The organism is Planococcus sp. ISL-109 (genome assembly GCF_018613655.1).
Classification (GTDB): Bacteria; Bacillota; Bacilli; order Bacillales_A; family Planococcaceae; genus Planococcus.
Map to the genome: position 1 here is coordinate 38960 of NZ_JAGGPW010000016.1, position 17693 is coordinate 56652.

At 48.0% G+C, this 17693-nt stretch carries 19 protein-coding genes; 3 read left to right on the forward strand and 16 right to left on the reverse strand.

The features are described 5' to 3' along the window. The first annotated feature begins 99 nt into the window (after window positions 1-99). A complete protein-coding gene (locus J7E21_RS12215; RefSeq protein WP_215108114.1) occupies window positions 100-411 on the forward strand; it encodes a DUF3243 domain-containing protein in 312 nt (103 codons plus the stop codon). Window positions 412-454: 43 nt separating this feature from the next. Here the strand turns inward: J7E21_RS12215 and J7E21_RS12220 are convergent, their stop codons facing one another. The 13 genes from J7E21_RS12220 to J7E21_RS12280 form a co-directional block, all read right to left on the reverse strand. Further along, on the reverse strand, window positions 455-1735 hold the full coding sequence (locus J7E21_RS12220; protein WP_215108116.1) for an MDR family MFS transporter: 1281 nt from the start codon (window positions 1733-1735) through the stop codon (window positions 455-457). Window positions 1736-1821: 86 nt separating this feature from the next. Then, entirely contained in the window at window positions 1822-3951 is a 2130-nt protein-coding gene (locus J7E21_RS12225) for an ATP-dependent helicase (RefSeq protein WP_215108118.1), read from the reverse strand. Window positions 3952-4028: 77 nt separating this feature from the next. Beyond that, window positions 4029-4205 (reverse strand): hypothetical protein, encoded by a 177-nt coding sequence (locus tag J7E21_RS12230; protein WP_215108120.1) that lies wholly within the window; start codon window positions 4203-4205, stop codon window positions 4029-4031. Window positions 4206-4224: 19 nt separating this feature from the next. Next, complete coding sequence (locus tag J7E21_RS12235; RefSeq protein ID WP_215108122.1) at window positions 4225-4425, reverse strand: YwbE family protein; 201 nt, start codon at window positions 4423-4425, stop codon at window positions 4225-4227. A gap of 96 nt (window positions 4426-4521) precedes the next feature. Beyond that, entirely contained in the window at window positions 4522-5595 is a 1074-nt protein-coding gene (locus tag J7E21_RS12240) for a YsnF/AvaK domain-containing protein (protein ID WP_215108124.1), read from the reverse strand. Window positions 5596-5718: 123 nt separating this feature from the next. After that, window positions 5719-7767 carry a catalase gene (locus J7E21_RS12245; RefSeq protein WP_215108126.1) on the reverse strand — a complete coding sequence of 683 codons (2049 nt, stop codon included), beginning with the start codon at window positions 7765-7767 and terminating at the stop codon, window positions 5719-5721. Window positions 7768-7921: 154 nt separating this feature from the next. After that, on the reverse strand, window positions 7922-8893 hold the full coding sequence (glsA, locus tag J7E21_RS12250) for a glutaminase A (protein WP_215108134.1): 972 nt from the start codon (window positions 8891-8893) through the stop codon (window positions 7922-7924). Window positions 8894-8992: 99 nt separating this feature from the next. Beyond that, window positions 8993-9595: an alpha/beta hydrolase gene (locus J7E21_RS12255; protein ID WP_215108156.1), complete on the reverse strand. Its 603-nt coding sequence runs from the start codon at window positions 9593-9595 to the stop codon at window positions 8993-8995. Window positions 9596-9705: 110 nt separating this feature from the next. Further along, complete coding sequence (gene hslO / locus J7E21_RS12260) at window positions 9706-10578, reverse strand: Hsp33 family molecular chaperone HslO (RefSeq protein ID WP_215108136.1); 873 nt, start codon at window positions 10576-10578, stop codon at window positions 9706-9708. 15 nt (window positions 10579-10593) lie between these two features. Continuing rightward, a complete protein-coding gene (locus tag J7E21_RS12265; protein WP_483313496.1) occupies window positions 10594-10797 on the reverse strand; it encodes a DUF896 domain-containing protein in 204 nt (67 codons plus the stop codon). 167 nt (window positions 10798-10964) lie between these two features. Beyond that, window positions 10965-11411 (reverse strand): GNAT family N-acetyltransferase, encoded by a 447-nt coding sequence (locus tag J7E21_RS12270; RefSeq protein WP_215108138.1) that lies wholly within the window; start codon window positions 11409-11411, stop codon window positions 10965-10967. Further along, window positions 11411-12289 (reverse strand): patatin-like phospholipase family protein, encoded by an 879-nt coding sequence (locus tag J7E21_RS12275; RefSeq protein ID WP_215108140.1) that lies wholly within the window; start codon window positions 12287-12289, stop codon window positions 11411-11413. Before J7E21_RS12275 ends, J7E21_RS12270 begins: the two co-directional genes overlap by 1 nt. Window positions 12290-12319: 30 nt before the next feature. Beyond that, window positions 12320-12997: an SOS response-associated peptidase gene (locus J7E21_RS12280; protein ID WP_215108142.1), complete on the reverse strand. Its 678-nt coding sequence runs from the start codon at window positions 12995-12997 to the stop codon at window positions 12320-12322. Between the two features lie 162 nt (window positions 12998-13159). Between J7E21_RS12280 and J7E21_RS12285 the strand changes: the two genes are divergently transcribed. Further along, window positions 13160-13591: a hypothetical protein gene (locus J7E21_RS12285; protein ID WP_215108144.1), complete on the forward strand. Its 432-nt coding sequence runs from the start codon at window positions 13160-13162 to the stop codon at window positions 13589-13591. Between the two features lie 119 nt (window positions 13592-13710). Further along, window positions 13711-14907, forward strand: a complete 1197-nt coding sequence (locus J7E21_RS12290) for an MFS transporter (protein ID WP_215108146.1) — start codon at window positions 13711-13713, stop codon at window positions 14905-14907. A gap of 15 nt (window positions 14908-14922) precedes the next feature. Here J7E21_RS12290 and J7E21_RS12295 read toward each other — a convergent pair whose 3' ends face one another. The 3 genes from J7E21_RS12295 to J7E21_RS12305 all read right to left on the reverse strand — a co-directional run bounded on the left by J7E21_RS12295 (window position 14923) and on the right by J7E21_RS12305 (window position 17548). Next, the gene (locus J7E21_RS12295) at window positions 14923-16566 is read right to left on the reverse strand and encodes an SLC13 family permease (protein WP_215108148.1); all 1644 of its coding nucleotides are present in this window, start codon (window positions 16564-16566) and stop codon (window positions 14923-14925) included. 256 nt (window positions 16567-16822) lie between these two features. Beyond that, window positions 16823-17011, reverse strand: a complete 189-nt coding sequence (locus J7E21_RS12300) for a hypothetical protein (protein ID WP_215108150.1) — start codon at window positions 17009-17011, stop codon at window positions 16823-16825. A 60-nt stretch (window positions 17012-17071) separates the two neighbouring features. Then, a complete protein-coding gene (locus J7E21_RS12305; protein WP_215108152.1) occupies window positions 17072-17548 on the reverse strand; it encodes a metal-dependent hydrolase in 477 nt (158 codons plus the stop codon). Window positions 17549-17693 lie beyond the last annotated feature (145 nt).

The window sequence follows — 17693 nt, forward strand, 5'->3', positions numbered from 1 at the left end:
ACGAAACCTAATTGTTTATTTTTCAATATTCACACGTTTAAAGCATGGAGACAGTGGTAAACAATGAATAGCTGCAAAACGATGAGGAGTGAACTATTCATGGAAAATATCGATAAAAAAGTAGAAGAAAAACTGCAAAACACAGACAGTAAAAAGAAAGAACAAATTTTGGCAGAGTTCTCGACATTCATCGATTACTTAGGCGACAAAGTCGCAATGGGCGAGAAAATGGGATTAAGTGAAGAGCGCATCGCACAGCTCGCAACGAAAGTAGCCGATTATTTGGCGAAAAAAGAAGATCCGAAAAACAGCGAAGAATACCTCTTACAGCGCTTATGGCAAGTCGGTGACAAAGAAGAACAGCATATGCTAGCCCACATGCTCGTAAAATTAGCTAAAGAACAAAATTAAACACCAAAAAAGTCTGAGCTATATGCTCAGACTTTTTTTATTGTCAGCCAACTGTATTACCGGCTGTTCTCTTTTCATATAACTGGAACATCCAGAGATAAACAAACCCGCTGAATACAGCAAACATGCCAAGGATGATGAAGGTCCAACCGAAGCCGAACCAGGCAGTCATAGGGATGGAGATCGGCGCAATCATCCGGCCGATCGTATAGCGAAGGCTTGCGGCAGCAAAATATTGCCCGCGCATCGATTCAGGTGCGAGTTTCGAGATAAAACTTTGCTGCAACCCGACGATCATCAATTCCGCGAACGTGAACACCGCCATTGCGACAACGAACACCCAGAACCAAGACGTCATCGGGAAGATCGCCATCGACATGCCGAACAATAAAGCTGAAAAGAAAAATACCCATTTTTCCGGGAATTTCGTCACCCAGCGTGTAATCACAACGGTCAAGAGCGCGACGATCATCCCGTTTTGTGCAAGCAAAATACCGAATGACGTTTCCCCCGTGACTGACCATTCCCGCCCAAAAAAGTCGAGAATCACTTGGCGGTCGATTGTTTCCTTCAAATAAATCGGGATGACCAGATCCAGTTGCATAAAGGTCTGCGCTCCCAATACCCCTGCAATGACGAACAACAAAAAGACACGGTCTTTCAAAATGATGCCATACTCTTTCAATTGCTTAAACACTGCGCCTCTCCAGCCTGACACCTGTCCTGTCTGCCATTTGTCCAGCACTTCAGATGGCAAAGTCTCATCAGTGAACAAATGCAGTACTAACCCGAGCAACATCGAAATGACCGCTACACCAAGTAAAAGTTCAAAACGGTACGAGAAAAACAGAATGGCACCAAATAACGGACCGATAACGACCGCAATATTCAAGGTCGTGTAAAAAATCGCGAACACATCACTGCGGTATTTCTCCGGTATAACGTCGGCGATCATCGCCTGGCTCGCCGGCCAGTACAATGAGCCGCACATACTTGCCAGTGTAAAGGCCACAAAGCCGAGTTCCGGTGAACTGAGCCATGGTGAGTTCGCAAAGGCAAACAAGGCGAAAGCGAAGCCTTGCGCGGTAGCAGCCGACACAAGCATCCGCTTACGCCCGAAGCGGTCCGCACAATAGCCGCCCAATAAATTGGCGGCTACGGCAAACATTTGAGAGACAATGAGCAACAACCCCGCCATCCCTTTTCCGAATTCTTCTGCAAAATAAATCGCCAGGAACGGAAACACCATCCAAAAACTTGTATTCATGAAAAACTCGCCGACAAGCCGGACTTTCAGGCTGCGGTTCCAATCCCTGATCTTCATCTTCGGCGCCTCACTTTTCCGTCATCGGTCTAACTAATAGCCGTGATAAATATATATTTTCATCTGCCGGCATTCTGAGAAATTCCTTATACTAATTCGAGCAATTGGTATTGCAGGCAAATTTCCAGCAGGAATTCCTTATGCTCTTTAGCAAATTGAATCCCGATTTTCTCTTCGTCAACCTCTATAATCTTGCCGTTTCCGAAGACGCGGTGCCGGATTGACGCACCTATGTGCAGTTCGTCAATAGAGCTGACCGCATCGGGATTATCCGGCATGGTGATCTTCGCTTTCGGAGCTGCTAGAGGAGCAGGCTTGCGGGCTTCTGTTTTTTTCATGTTAGGCAAGGCGATGCGCCGCACTTCCTCTACAAAACGGGACTCCTTATCATAGCTGATCAATTCCAGATGGCGCTTTGCTCTCGTCATGCCGACATAGAAAAGGCGCCGTGCTTCTTCGAGCAAAGCCGGGTCTTCCGCATCTTCTTCTGTCGGTACTACGCCTTCCACCAAATCGATCAAGTATACCCGGTCAAATTCCAAGCCTTTAGAGCTATGCATTGTAGACAATGTCAGCATGTCATCGGTTTTTTCGATTTTTGCTTGGTTTGTTGCCGCCTCAAGCTGTTTCAGGCGTTTTGCAAAATCGGTCATCGTCGGAAGCGGTTCGGCAATTTGTTCGAGCGTGCTGAGGATCTGCTGCAAATAATCGAGCTTCATGCCGAATTTCTCTGCACGGCTCGAGAGCATCTGGTCATAGCCTATATCGCGGCGGATGGCCCGTATCACTTTCACTGGTGTCATCTCTTTCGATGCTTCCATCACTTTCCGCTGCTCTCCTATAATCCGCAGTTGGTAATCCTTCAACTGGATCGCCAGTGTGATTTCATCAAAAGCATGCTTTTTCGTCGCTTCCATACGGCCGAGTTGGCGCAACTGTGATGCAGACCAATAGGCATTCGTTTTGGAAGCGACTTTAGAGTACAAATCCACCCGGTCAGGGCGCAAGATAAAGCGCATGAAATTCAGGACATCCTGGACGACCCAATGGCTGAAAAATCGATTGTCGGCGTCTTTCATATAAAACGGAATGCCGAGTCGGTCCAACTCATCCATCAACAAAGTGGAGGAAGAATTGTTGCGGTATAAAATCGCTGTATCTCCATATTCTTCTAATCCTGAAAGTTCTTTCACAATATACTTCAGCTGCGCTTCCTGCGAGGCAAGCCGGCGTAGCATGACCGGCTCGCCTTCAGGCATATGGGTGAACATGTTTTTGTCATGGCGCAGTTTGTTCGTTTTGATAAACTGGTTGGCGGTGCTGACAATCAGACCCGATGAGCGGTAATTGCGCTCCATCTTCATGATATAAGCATCCGGGTAAACTTCCCGGAACTTCAGTAAATAACTTGGCTCTGCAGCGCGCCACGTATAAATCGACTGATCGTCATCTGCAACAACACATAAATTACGGTGCCGTTCGACGAGCATTTCCACGATGGCATGTTGGACCATAGACGTATCCTGGCTTTCATCTGTCATAACGTAGTCCCATCGCTGTTGATATTTTGCCAGCAATTTCGAATTCTTGCTGAGCGCGTCAAAAGCGACCGTCAGCATATCATCAAAATCCACAAGCCGCGGTTCGTGGTTTTCCTTGAACTCTTCATAGGTCGTGAGAATATCGATGGCACTTGGAAACGGTTCGTCGAGCTGCTTCCATTTTTTCTTCGGCAGCATTTTATTTTTGACAAAACTGATGAAAGACACCAATTCTTCCAATTGATCATCGGTGATCGGCTCATCATTCTCAGTCGCATACATATCGCGCAGCAAGCGCTTTTTACTTAGGCGATTCACATCATTTCCTTCGATCATGATGTAATCGTCCGAAGCTAAATGCTCCCGTGTAATTTGAAAGGCGAGGCTATGGATCGTCGAAAAATCAACCGGCGAAAGCTCGGGAAAAAAGCGTTCGTAACGCTCGAGCATATCCTTGGCGGATGCCCGGCTGAAAGTGATCGCTTTGATGCGTTTTGGCGAGACCTTTTGCTCTTCGATTAAATAGCCGATCCGCATGATCATCGTCGTTGTCTTACCCGACCCTGGGCACGCGAGCAGTAACAGCGGCCCTTGTGTTTTCGTAACAGCTTTTTTCTGTATTTTATTTAACTCGACACCGAGTTGTTGTTTTTTGCGTTCAAAAAAATCGCTCATAATAGACTCCTTTATGCGTTGGCAATCCTTATCATAATAGCATAAAAGCAGGCCCTAGTTAGCGGCCCGCTTTTTGCTTAAATGAAATTCCGCTCCTGCGGTTTGGCGGGATCGCCGGTTTTGCGCTGATCTTTTCGTGCAGCTAAATCTTCATGTACCCGTTCGGCTTCATCTTGCTCTTTGCTCGTGCGGTTCTTTCCGATTCTTCGAGGATCCGCTTGCTGCAAATCCTCGTTTTTTCGCTGCTCACTCACCGCAGATCCCTCCTCGCATTTATTTCCCGCTTAAGATTTCACAAACACGTCCGACTTGCCCATCTTGCAGGCGCACTTTAATGCCGTGCGGGTGCGTTGCAGAATTCGTCAACAAATCCTTTACGACGCCTTTTGTTTTCTTGCCGGTTCGCTGGTCTTGCTTCAAAATGACGTTCACCTCGATACCCGGTTTTACATCGCTTCTTTTTTTCCCGTCCATATACATCCCTCCTAAGAGTCTGTCTTCATTATAGTCGATTTATTTCATGCATACAAAAAAGGCGGGGGATTGCCCCCGCCTTTCATATTTCACATTTTATAATTTATCACGGTTGCGGTCGGTGCGGCTAGTTTCGTCTTCTTCGACAAGGTCGCCATCTTTATGGATGTCGACTTCTTCTTTACGGACCGTCTCGCTGACATGCTCCGTGTCTTGGACTTTATTTTTTCCGATTGCAATTTCTTCAGATACTACGTCTTTTTTTGTAACGTCGACGCGCTCTTCAGAAACCGGTACGTGGATGTCTTCGCCTTCTGTGTAATCATGCGTGCCAGTCGTTGTTTCTTCGTTGACTGGACGGCGCTCGACATACACTTCTTCGCGCTCAACTGGAACTTCCAGCGATTGCTCTTCTTCTACAACATGCTTATCCACATGGACTTCGCCCGTTTGGACACGCTCTTTGTTGACTTGCAAACGTTCTTCATGAAGCTGCAAGCGCTCTTCTTCTGTATCAACGCGGCCTAGGTCACGGTCGATATCTTCGACTGAGCGGTTTGTTCCTGTTGTATCGTGGCCAGCTCCACTTGGAAGTGTCCCGCCAGTGGCACGATCATCTGTTCCAAGGCCGAACCCTGTACCCGTATCTTTTCCGGCACCTGCAGTATCAGAACCTAGTGCATCGCGCTCTGTGTTGTAAGCAACATCATTTTCTTCGTTCGTATCGACAGTCAAGCCGTCGCTTGCAACTGCTGAGTTGTCGACTTTTGTCTGGCTTGTCGTGCTGTCGACATTGCCAGTGGACGTGTTGTCATATGGAGCTTGTCCTTCGTAGTTTGCGCCGAATTCACGGTCAACAAAGAGCAAGATTTTGCCACTTTGTACATCCTCATAGTAGCGATCCGCTTCCTGATCGTCTACTCCCATGTTAGAGAAAGCTTCGCGAGTCGGTTCGTTTCCGGAAAGGAAGCCCATGAACTTATCCATCCAGCCGCCTTCAGATGATTTATAGTCTATATCTGTGCGTCCGCGCACCATCGAAATCTGATCTTCGTTGCGTGCCATGACGTACATGTCTTCTTCACGTGATCCTTGTGCTTTCATTTCGTCAATCTTTTTCAGAACTTCTGTTTCTGTTTCGAATGTTCCCATGAATTTATTGTTAGTCATTTCGAATTCCTCCATTTTTTAAAATAAGTTTTTTGCGTTCTAGTCTTGAAATTCCCAATCATCTATGGTATTAAACATTCCCAGTTCAAAATGTGCCAAACTACTACTTTTCCACCATATTCTTCAAACTTCGCGCGACCAGTGGCGATGGGCTGCAATCGCCTCTACAAAGCTGTCAGCAAAGCTCTTCATGGAATCACCCGTCACTACTCCCGGTTTTCCGGTATAGCCATTTGCGTCCAACCATTTTTTGCCGTCATGCGTTGCGCCAATCGGCTTGAAATGCCCGAATGCTTCCGTCACATAATAAGCAGCTGACCTTGCAAACTTCTTGCTGACGACCGGGCCACCGACTGCATAGATCGCATCGAACAATACCGGATCCGCAGTAGTGAAAGTATGATCGACCTTTAATTGCTTGCCGTCACCGGCGTCCAGTTTGCCTTGCTTATCGCTGATGGTTTCGTATTGCAGGCCTTTCGATTCTAATTGGCCCAATACGTCCATGACTTCCTTGCCGTTAAAGTCCGGCGCAATAATAACTCCGACTTTGCGGGTTTTTGCGGATTTGATCGTATTTTCCTGGCTTAAAGCCGGTGATTTTTTGCTCGTATCGGTGTTGCCGGTCTCAGGCGCTTTTACGCCAATATTGTCGGCGACTTCCTGTGCCAGTAAGAGATTGACGTTCGCATACATGTCTACGACTTGCTGGCGAATCTCTATACTGTCGCATTTGCCCAGCTCAAAGCTGAATGCTTCGATAATATGCTCTTTCTCAGGATCGCTCATGCTATTCCAGAACATCGTTGCTTGCGAGAAATGATCTTTAAAGCTGTCGCTGCGTTTGCGCACTTTTTGGCCTTCCACTTTTTCCTGGTAATGGACAAAGCCGCCGTCTGCTTCACTGACGGGTGCCGGGGTGCCATTTGTAAACGAGCTCTTCTGATAAGAAACTTTTCCTTTATTGATTGTTTGGCGGCCGTAGCCATCGCGCTGATTGTTATGAAACGGGCAAACAGGGCGGTTGATCGGCAGCTCGTGGAAGTTCGGTCCGCCGAGACGGATCAATTGCGTATCGGTGTAAGAGAACAAACGTCCTTGAAGAAGCGGGTCGTTTGAGAAATCGATGCCCGGAACGACATGTCCTGCGTGAAATGCCACTTGCTCGGTTTCCGCAAAGACATTATCGACATTGCGGTTCAAAGTCATCTTGCCGACGATGTGGATCGGGATTTCTTCCTGCGGCCACATTTTCGTTGCATCGAGCAAATCAAAGTCAAACTTATGCTCATCTTCTTCTGGAACGATTTGAACACCCAGTTCATATTCCGGATAGTCGCCGCTTTCGATTGATTCATGCAAATCTGCGCGGTGGAAGTCTGGATTTTTTCCGTTTATTTTCTGAGCTTCATCCCATACAAGAGAGTGTACGCCAAGCGTCGATTTCCAGGTGAACTTCACGAAATGCGATTTACCTTCTGCATTGACGAAGCGGAACGCATGAACCCCGAAACCGTCCATCGTCCGGAAGCTGCGTGGAATCGCCCGGTCGGACATCGTCCACATGACCATATGGGCTGATTCTTGATTGTTCACTACAAAATCCCAAAATGTATCGTGGGCCGTAGCTGCTTGTGGGATTTCGTTATGCGGCTCTGGTTTAATGGCATGGACCAAATCCGGGAACTTGATGGCGTCCTGTATAAAGAACACCGGGATATTATTCCCGACAAGGTCATAATTACCTTCCTCTGTATAAAACTTGGTGGCAAAGCCGCGTGCATCGCGCACCGTCTCCGCTGAACCGCGGGACCCTGCTACAGTGGAGAAGCGAACAAACACAGGTGTTTTCTTGCCTTTTTCAGATAAAAACTTCGCTTTCGTCAAATGCTCAAGAGAGTCATAAGCTTCAAATTCGCCGTGTGCTGCAAATCCGCGCGCATGGACGACGCGTTCCGGAATGCGCTCGTGGTCAAAATGCGTCATTTTTTCGCGGAAGTGGAAATCCTCCATTAAAGTAGGGCCACGGTCACCTGCTTTTAACGAAAACTCATCTTCGGATAGTTTAAGCCCCTGATTTGTCGTCAATTCTTTGCCGCTGTCATCAGTCCGGAACTGCTCTAATTGCTCGTTCTTGCTATTTTCATCAACTTTCTTTTGATCTTTCGACATGGTCTCACTCCTCTTTCTATTTCTCACATTAGTCTTTCTCTACCCACTCACAATGCTTGAAAACAAATTAATAGAAAAATCACAAAAAACGCAAAAAAAGGCCTTGCAGCGAATTTATTCCACTGCAAGACCTTAGTCCAATATTTTTCGGGACTCAGAAAATGCTCAAGTCCCATTCTTTTGAAATTTGGCGCAGCATCATCGTTCCTGCTGCACTGTTTCCTTGGACATCAATCGCCGGACCGTAAACGCCAATGCCAGCACCCGCTCGGAATTCATAAGTTTGCGAGTGCAGTTTCGGCGGGACAGCTCCCATAATGCCGCCTGCGACACCGCTTTTTGCTGGGATGCCAACATGCGCGGCGAAATTACCGGACGAATTGTACATTCCGCATGTGACCATGAGCACTTTCGTCACTTGTGCGATTTCTTCTGAAAAATGCTTTACCTTCGTGACCGGATTATAGCCGTCATAAGCGAGGATTAGCCCGAGCAGCGCCAAGTCCTTAACTGAAACTTTGATAGAACACTGGCTGATATAGATGTCGAGCGCTTCTTCCACTTCAAGTTCAAGGAATTTCGCTTCTTTTAAATAATACGCAAGCGCACGGTTCCGATGGGATGTTGACCATTCCGAGTCGTACACTTCTTTGTCGATTTCGATCGGATGCCCAAGAAGCTCCTCGAGAAACCCTTTTAAATACTCGAACTTCTTTTGCGCATTCTGCCCCGGAAGCAGCGAAGATATCGTAATCGCTCCTGCGTTGATGAATGGATTGAATGGTTTGTTCGGGCGGTGGATTTCAAATGGTATAATGGAATTGAACGCTTCGCCCGTCGGTTCAACGTCCACACGCTCCAACACGAACTCCAGACCGTAATGGTGGCTGAGCGCTACAAATGTCAGCGCTTTTGATATGCTTTGCAATGTAAATTCAACATCTGTATCACCAGCACAATAATAATGGCCGTCTTCATCGATCATGCAAATTCCGAGTTTTCCCGGATCGACTTTCCCTAAGGCTGGAATATACTGGGCGGTTGTACCGAGTATGGCATGCCCTTTGTTTTCTTTTACCCAAGCTTCAAGCTGCTCGGTTATGCGCGTGTTGTTTTGCACCGCCATCTCTCCTCCGGTTCATTTTCTTTAATCATGGCCGAAGCTCCGCCTGCTTGTCAAAACTTAAAGTCGCAAAAGCTCCTCCTAATTTGGAAGGAGCTTTGTTCAGCCTTTTTCATACCATGCTTTTGCTGCTGCAATTTCTTCCATCGCCAGTTGGTGGCCGCGGTGTTCCCAGTGCAGCTCCACGTCAGCACCCGCACCGCGGAGCAGTTTATCCAGATCTTCAGATTCTTCTTTCGGACAGATCGGATCGTTCGTACCCGCACCGATAAAGACGCGCGTGCCGCCTAAATCAGGCAATTCCGCGTTGCGGTCTGGCACCATCGGATGGTGAAGCATCGCCGCTTTTAAGGAATCCTTGTACGTAAACAGCAAATTCGCGGCAATATTCGCACCGTTTGAATAGCCAATCGCGATGACATTATCCCGCTCAAATCCGTATTGTTCTGCGGCCTGGCCGATGAATGCATGCAGCTCTTCCGTCCGTTCGCGCAAGTCCTCCATGTCGAAGACGCCTTCAGACAAACGTTTGAAAAAACGCGGCATGCCATTTTCGGAGACATTCCCACGGACGCTCAAGACGCCTGCTTCCGGATCGATATGGCCGGCAGCCGGCAATAAATCGGTTTCTGTTCCTCCGGTGCCATGCAAAAGAAGAAATGTCGGCTTTGATGCATCTTGTGGTGGGTTATAAATATGTTTCATCATAAAAACTCCTCCCGTTTCAATTATCTTGAATTCGAGAAAATCATATCATACCTCTCCTCTTCATCCAAATCAAAAAGCCTGCGGAACATGCCGCAGGCTTGAAAAGCTTATTGCACCAGCATTTCTTGCAGCTGGTCTTTCGTGAAGATATACGTTTCATTGCAAAAATGGCATTGCGCTTCTGCTTGGCCATCGGTAACAATCATGTCTTCGATTTCTACTGAACCGAGACCTTGGATTGCATTGTGGATGCGTTCGCGTGAACATTGGCATTGGAAATGGACCGGCATCGTATCGAGTGCTTTGACGTTTTCTTTGCCGAGCACTTCTTCCAGAATATTTTCCGGTGTCAAGCCGTCACGCACCATGTTGGAAATGGTTGGAATCATCTTGAGGCGCTGTTCGAGCTGACTGATCACTTCTTCATCAGTTCCCGGCATCAGCTGAATCAAAAATCCGCCTGATGCTAGAATCGTATTGTCAGGGTTAACGATTACTCCGACACCGACTGAAGACGGAGTTTGTTCGGACGTGACGATGTAATGCGTGAAATCATCGCCGAGTTCACCGGAGACGATCGGTACTTGGCCGACATACGGATGCTGCAACCCGATATCTTTGGAGACGGTCAGTGTCCCTTCTGTGCCGACCGCCCGCCGGACATCGAGTTTGCCGGACTCGTTCAAATCAAAATGCGTCTGCGGATTGGAGACATAGCCACGCACTTCCCCTTTGGCATTGGCATCGACTAGAATCGTGCCGATTGGGCCGCCGCCGTTGATTTTGATCGTCAGTTTTTCTTCACCTTTCAGCATCGCTCCGAGCATAACACTCGCTGTCATCGAACGGCCGAGCGCCGCAGAAGCGGTTGGCCATGTATAGTGGCGGCGCTGTGCTTCGCCCACTGTTTTCGTCGTGCGTGCGGCGAAAGCACGAATCTGGCCATCGTACGCCAAGGCTTTCACTAAATAATCACTCATCTATTTTCTTCCTCTCTAAAATGCCATTAGGCGTGTTTCGCTTATTTTAATGCTTTCTTTGCCGGGTGTAACATCCGCTCCAAGTGGGTCGATTACCGTCATATTCGTTACCGGCATCTCGACTTGGCCACGGATTTGGAGGAGATACTCACTCCGGAGCGCTTGCTGTTCTTGTGTTTTTGCATAGGTCAATCCGGAAGGCGTGCTTTTGTTGATAATTCATTAATGCACGGTAAGCTTTTTATCATCTGAATCGCACTCCTTTCTGTGCGGACAGGGACATATCCACTTTCTCCATTTTATATTATCTCGAATTAAAAATAAATAAATGTGCTTGCATGCAAAACGCGCCTGCAGCGAAAAATCGCTGTGCAGGCGCTGTTCTGTTATACCGTTAACCGAAACTGCGTACACGTCACCCCATCCGCGACTTCAAAGGTCTCTTCTTCTTCGAATCCAAACGATTCGTAAAGCTTGCGCGCCGGCGTATTGGCGGTGCCGGTGCTGACAATGAATTCAGCAGGCTTTTTATCCTTTAGCAATTGATCGACCAATTGCCGGGCGATGCCCCGCCGAAATTGCATCGGATCGACGACGAGCCGGTAAATATCGACGATGCCGTCTTGTTCTTTATATGAAATGAACCCTTTTAAATAGCCATCCACGAAGCCCAGGAAGGTCTCGCTGCTTTGCTGGATTTCTTCGACAGTCTCGGTTATATGCGGAATGCCGTCAAACCCCATCAACTCGGCTTCAATCCGGTATGCCGGCCGTTGGATAGACTGAATCGCCTTGGCTATTTTCTCGTCTGTATGGTCTATTGTGGTAATCATCACAAACTCCTTTCAAGCGTTAAGGCCACGGAAGAATCGACAAAGCGTTTGGCACGCGGCACAATCAGTTCTGCATCGCGGTAGCCTTGAATGTACAAGGCGGCAAGCCGCTCCTGGTCACGCTCAATGCCGCGCAAACGGTGCAGGCTGCGCGGGCGGACGATGATGGCGCGCCCCTCTTCTTCAAGCGCTTCAATGTGTGCGAGTGATTCGTTATAGACACGCTGGCGTTCTTCGAGTGCCCGCGCGAGTCCCGGATACTGGCGAGCGAACGTTGGGGCGATCCGAATGAACGGCGTCTGCCGTTTGCGGTAGCTGCCTTCACGCGTCAAGACGATAATCGGCTTGGTGACGCCATCCGACAGCGCACGTCTGATCGGCAACGGATCGGCAAGGCTGCCATCCATCAGCAAGCGGCCGTCGTATTCGACTGGCCGTGACATAAACGGCAATGAACTGGACGCCCGCACGACTGCGAGCAGCTCTTCCGGCGGCAACGGCTTGTGGAAATAAACCGCTTCACCGGTCATGCAATCTGTCGTGCCGACGACAAATTCTTCTCCGGCTGCTCCGAACCCGTTGTAATCGAACGGGACGAGCCGATTCGGAATCTCATCAAAGATCAAGTTCATGCCGAACAGTTCGCGTTTCGTCAGTAAATTCTTGACTGAAATATAATCGGGGTGTTTGACGTAGTCGATCATTACTTCCCGGTTTCTGCCGCTTTGCCGGGAAAGATACGAAACCGCATTGCAAGCACCTGCGGAAACCCCAACGACATAATCCGTAAATAAGTCTTCTTCCAAGAATTTCTGTAAAACCCCTGCTGTATAGACGCCGCGCATGCCGCCGCCTTCTAGAATCAGCCCGCTCTTCATCACTGCACTCCCCTTTCATGTCTAATTTGCTCATCCAATTTCCCGAATCAATTCCGCCCCATTGTTTTTCGGTGAGTTCACAGCTTCCGACGCCGGGTATGCTTGCAACTCTTCCGCATCGTAAGGCTTGATGAGTTCTTGCAATACATGTGGATCCTGCACAGCCGGGTCTAGCCAAACTCCCTCCGCTTGTTTCGATAAAATCACCGGCATGCGGTCATGAATATCCGCCATTAATGCATTCGGCTGCGTCGTTAAAATCGTACAGCTATGGATCAGTTCGCCATCTGGAGCGGTCCAAGACTCCCATAAGCCTGCAAATGCGAACAGCTCATCGGACGCCAAGTGAATCAGCATCGGCGTTTTTCCCGACTGATCTTTTCTCCATTCATAAAATGCATTCGCCGGAATCAAACAGCGCTTTCTCTTGAATGCATGCCTGAAGCTTGGCTTCTCCGCCGCTGTCTCCGCGCGGGCATTGACCATCTTGTAGCCAATTTTTTTATCTTTTGCCCAAGAAGGAATCAGGCCCCACCGCAGCGCACCAAGGCGGTTCTTCTCTCCATCATTGATAATCGCCACAATTTGTTGGTATGGTGCAACGTTGTAGTTCGCTTCATATGAGCTTTGGTCTAGGGCTGACTCTCCTACACTGAACCTAACAAGCAAGGCTTCATAATCCGCATATAATGCAAATCTTCCACACAACAAAATCCACTCCTCACGTGACGGATTTTCTTACCTCCAATATAACAGATTTTTCAGACTTTTCCAGCAATCCGCTGTTCCTACCTATTAGACGGCCCTTACAGCGTTTGAGCCAAAAGAATGGTATAATAGAGTGACTATAAGGAAATGAGGAGGAATTTCATGGCTACTGCGCGCGAAATGAATTTGGTCAATAAGGATCTTTTGATTGAGGAATTGGGCCTCAAACAATTCGGCAACTCAAATGTTTTTTACAATGAAGATTTTTTCGTCCTTTCACCGTCTGTCCAACGATATGAAAAGGGCTTTGATGTCAGTGAATACAATTTGTCAAAATATGATCCGGAAAAACATCAAGGGTTCGTCATCGTCCGTTATATGGACACATTCCTGATGGCTAAACTGGAGAGTTTTATAGATAAGATGTTGCCTCCTGAACTTCAATTGAAGAAAAAGAATGTAAAACCGCATTGGAAGTTTACGATCGTCGAAAACCCGGCCTATCATCTCGTCAACACTCAAAACAAAGAATTGCGCTATCGTCTGCAAGAACCTTCTCGCAAACAAATTCTCGCGTATTTCGATAAGCTTTAACACCTGCCCGCATACTTTATGCGGGTTTTTTTAATCCCTTTCATCCTTACAATATTTTACTGATGAATGGTAGAATGGAAAACAATCAAGCACCGACGAAACGGAAGTGACGCGCTCTTATGGAAAACCGCAAATATACGGTACGTGACCGTGGATTCTGGAAAATCATCGCAAGCCTGCTTTTAGCTTCGCTGTTCATTTTTGCCAATATATACGCTGTCCAGCCGTTGCTGCCGCTTTTTGTGACGGATTTTGATGTGACGGTCGCCACTTCAAGTCTGTCCATGTCGCTGACGATTATCGGATTGATTGCAGGATTGATCATTCTCGGATTTCTCTCTGACCGCAATGGCCGCCGTTCATATATCATCTGGTCGCTGCTCGGTTCGGCCATTCCATTTTTTATTCTTCCATTTGTCGAGTCGTTCACCTTGTTCCTGGTCTTGCGGTTTATCCAAGGGTTTGCGCTTGCCGGCGTCCCCGCCGCTGCACTCGCATACATCAGTGAGGAAATCGACCGCAAAAATATCGCTTACGCTACCGCTTTATACATATCGAGCAACGCACTCGGCGGCATGCTCGGCCGCGTTTTGACTGGATTTTTGACCGATGCGTTTTCCTGGCAGTTTACGTTTATCGCATTCGGTGTAACCGGCATCGCCTTGTTTATCGCCGTGCTTTTCCTGCTGCCGCGCTCACACCATTTTGAGGCGAGCCAGCTAACTTTCTCAAAAGACATCGAAGGATTTTTATTCCATTTGAAAAACCCGGCATTGCTCGTCGTTTTCGGCTTAGGTGCCATTCTCCAAGTCTCTTTCACCGGTGTGTGGACGTATTTGCCGTTTTATTTGCAGGCGCCTCCCTACTCCATGTCGCTGCAAGCCATTTCCTATCTGTTCTTCGCCTACGGCATCGGTGCAATCGGATCGCCGCTCGCAGGAAGAGCCGCCGAGACTTTCGGCTTGCGGCGCGTGCGCATCATCGGCGTGTTCATCCTGTCTGCAGGCATTTTAATGACACTCTCCCCTGTGCTATGGATCTTCGCGCTTGGCTTATGCATTACATGCCTCGGGTTTTTCACTGCTCATTCACTGACCGCCGCTTCTGTCGGCATGCAAGCGGCCCACCATAAAGGCAGCGCTTCGAGCCTGTACTTGGTTTCCTATTATATCGGTGTGGCCGCTGGAAGCTCGCTGCTCAGCCCGATCTGGACACAGTTCGGCTGGGATGTGTTGATCATTCTTTGTGCAGCGTTGCCCATCGTTTACGTGTTAGCCGTCACTTGGTACAGAAAAAGAGCCGCCTCATTTACATGAGGCGGCTCTTTTTTGCTACTCCAGGAATCTGTCAGGAGTGGTCATTAAGTCGATATTCCACACAATCGGCAGGAAGTAATAGACGGCTAGGCCGACAAAGATAATCCCGAAAATATTCAAGATGAACCCTGTACGGGCCATATCAATGATTCTTAAATAGCCGGAGCCGAACACAACAGCATTCGGCGGTGTCGCTACCGGCAGCATAAACGCACAAGAAGCCGTCACTGCAGCGGTCACCATCAATGCATATGGATGGATGCCGAGCGCTACCGCTAAAGAAGCCATGATCGGGAACATCATCGAAGCAGTCGCCGTGTTCGACGTAATTTCCGTCAGGAACAACACGAACGCCGAAACGACAAGAACAATGATCAAGACGTTAACACCTTGCAAGCCGATCAATTGGCCGCCAACCCATTCGGACAATCCCGATTGGGTAAAGCCAGCCGCAATCGCCAAGCCACCGCCAAAGAGCAGCAAGATGCCCCATGGCAATTTCACAGCAGTCGACCAGTCCAGCAAATTATCGCCTAAACGATTTTTCGAAGGAATCGCGAACAAGATCATTGCTGCGATCAAACCGACCATCGCATCGTTCAGTCCAGGCAAAAAGCCGACGAGCAAGAACGAGCGTGTAATCCAGGCAAATGCCGCCAGAAGGAAAACGGCAAATACTACTTTTTCTTCATAAGACGCTTTGCCAAGCTCCCTCTTTTGTTCTTTGATGACACCACTTCCCCCAGGCAACTCTTTTAATTTCTGCGGATAAGCAATTTTAATCAAGTAGAACCAGGCAACCATGATAAAGATCCAGGCAAGCGGCACACCGAACAGCATCCACTGCGCAAATGTGATTTCGATGCCGTAGATTTCATTTACTGCACCCGCAAGAAGCGTATTCGGCGGTGTTCCGATCAACGTGCCGATCCCGCCTAGAGAAGCGGAATACGCAATCCCGAGCATGAGTGCTTTGCCGAACCCGAAGTTTTCCTGGGATGTATCGATCGAGTCATCATCCTTGAGCGCTTCCGATACTTGGTAAATGATCGCAAGACCAATTGGCACCATCATCATCGCTGTCGCCGTATTGGAGATCCACATCGACAAAAATCCTGTCGCTACCATAAATCCGAGAATAATCCGCTCGGTATTTGTACCAATCGCAGAAATGATCGTCAACGCAATCCTTTTATGGAGATTCCATTTTTCCATCGTCAAGGCAATCATAAAACCGCCCATGAACAGGAAAATCGTATCATTGCCATAAGCTGAGGTGGTTTCACCGACTTCCAAGCCGCCTGAAAGCGGAAACAAAATAATCGGCAAAAGAGAAGTCGCCGGAATCGGAATCGCTTCGGTGATCCACCATGTAGCAATCCAAAGTGTACTGGCTAAAATCGCTTTTGCTTCCGGTTGCAAGCCTTCGGGGTTAAAAAACAGCATCGTCAAAATAAACAACAGCGGGCCAACCACTAAGCCGATCAGCTGCGGCCTGTTATAGCTTTTCTTTTTAAAACGTTCATCGTATGTACCTGCATCTTCTGCACGGTCCCGGTCATCCGATTTCGGCACTGAGCCAGGCTTTGCGAAAAAGCGCATCGTATCCTTTGCCTGGTAATGCTTTTCCCACATCCAGTTCCAAGTAGCTGAAATCATAAGAGTCTCCCCATTTCGAAAAAAATGAATTTTTTAACTATTTAACCTGATTAAGTGTAGCGTGTTTCATTTTCCATAACAAGAGAAAAAAGGACATACTTTACAGCTTTTTCGTTATATTACGCAAGCGGATACTGTGTTCCTCAACGCTCCTTCAACAAAAATCCTATTTAATGGTTGGATTCCTGATGGCTGCCCCCATAGAAAAAGAGCCGCCGAATCAAATTCGCGAGCTCTTCCTCTTAATTGGTGATATTTATTTTTCTTCCGATTCGCCGATTGGATTCCGTTCATCGCCCACGCCTGTATTGCTATGGGCGCCTTGTTTTCTCATCTTCTGGCCATCCTCCCGCGATTCGCGGTCGATTCCTTCGAATTCTTCCCGTTTTCTTCGGTCGCCTCCCGAGGATGGATTGGCATCTTTAGAAAAATCATCTCTAGGCATTGCGTTTCCTCCTTTGGGCTATTTTCTTTTCTATTCCCGAAGAACACCGCTTAAAACGTTTTAAGCTGAAATGAACAAATCATAGCCGAAATAAACCGATAGCACCGACAATGCAACAAAGACCAGATGTTCTGCGAAACTTCCCGTCGATGTGGTAATCGGTAGGCGCACGGTCAAAGAAAGCGGAAACAACAGCTTCACGCCTCGCTTAGTTGCCATATCCAGCACAATATGGCTGATCATGCCGACCAAAATACCGGCTGCTAGAGCCTCATTGGGCAACACGGCCTGGAACAGCAGGGACGCCAGAAGCAGAAACAGCAGGCTATGCGTAAGGGTTCGGTGCCCGAAAATAGTACTGATTAGTTTTGACAAAATAGGCAATCTTCTTCCGATTTTGCTGGAGCCGTGGCAAATATCTGGGATCAATGCCCCCGCCACGCCGCCGATTAGTAAAATCGTGGGTTCGTAATTGGTGATTTGCGCAAATGCCAGACTTGCTGCGATGCCGCCTGTGATGTGGGTTTTCCCTGTCATAGCTGTGTGCGCTCCTTTTCTTAATTATGTGAGTTAATTTCATAATTCCGAGCCCTTGCGGCTCTAAGTGTGTAACGCCAAGAAAATAGAGCACCTCCCCAAATCCTGTATAATGGTAGTCACCACAACAAACCAAATCAGGAGG

Excerpts from the sequence above, each read along its gene's own strand:
- J7E21_RS12270 (WP_215108138.1), bottom strand. The coding sequence starts at position 11,411 with ATGATTACCACAATAGACCATACAGACGAGAAAATAGCCAAGGCGATT.
- J7E21_RS12240 (WP_215108124.1), bottom strand. The coding sequence starts at position 5,595 with ATGACTAACAATAAATTCATGGGAACATTCGAAACAGAAACAGAAGTT.
- J7E21_RS12245 (WP_215108126.1), bottom strand. The coding sequence starts at position 7,767 with ATGTCGAAAGATCAAAAGAAAGTTGATGAAAATAGCAAGAACGAGCAA.
- J7E21_RS12300 (WP_215108150.1), bottom strand. The coding sequence starts at position 17,011 with ATGCCTAGAGATGATTTTTCTAAAGATGCCAATCCATCCTCGGGAGGC.
- J7E21_RS12285 (WP_215108144.1), top strand. The coding sequence starts at position 13,160 with ATGGCTACTGCGCGCGAAATGAATTTGGTCAATAAGGATCTTTTGATT.
- J7E21_RS12255 (WP_215108156.1), bottom strand. The coding sequence starts at position 9,595 with ATGAAACATATTTATAACCCACCACAAGATGCATCAAAGCCGACATTT.
- J7E21_RS12235 (WP_215108122.1), bottom strand. The coding sequence starts at position 4,425 with ATGGACGGGAAAAAAAGAAGCGATGTAAAACCGGGTATCGAGGTGAAC.
- J7E21_RS12290 (WP_215108146.1), top strand. The coding sequence starts at position 13,711 with ATGGAAAACCGCAAATATACGGTACGTGACCGTGGATTCTGGAAAATC.
- glsA (WP_215108134.1), bottom strand. The coding sequence starts at position 8,893 with ATGGCGGTGCAAAACAACACGCGCATAACCGAGCAGCTTGAAGCTTGG.
- J7E21_RS12220 (WP_215108116.1), bottom strand. The coding sequence starts at position 1,735 with ATGAAGATCAGGGATTGGAACCGCAGCCTGAAAGTCCGGCTTGTCGGC.
- J7E21_RS12215 (WP_215108114.1), top strand. The coding sequence starts at position 100 with ATGGAAAATATCGATAAAAAAGTAGAAGAAAAACTGCAAAACACAGAC.
- J7E21_RS12305 (WP_215108152.1), bottom strand. The coding sequence starts at position 17,548 with ATGACAGGGAAAACCCACATCACAGGCGGCATCGCAGCAAGTCTGGCA.
- J7E21_RS12295 (WP_215108148.1), bottom strand. The coding sequence starts at position 16,566 with ATGATTTCAGCTACTTGGAACTGGATGTGGGAAAAGCATTACCAGGCA.
- J7E21_RS12225 (WP_215108118.1), bottom strand. The coding sequence starts at position 3,951 with ATGAGCGATTTTTTTGAACGCAAAAAACAACAACTCGGTGTCGAGTTA.
- J7E21_RS12275 (WP_215108140.1), bottom strand. The coding sequence starts at position 12,289 with ATGAAGAGCGGGCTGATTCTAGAAGGCGGCGGCATGCGCGGCGTCTAT.
- hslO (WP_215108136.1), bottom strand. The coding sequence starts at position 10,578 with ATGAGTGATTATTTAGTGAAAGCCTTGGCGTACGATGGCCAGATTCGT.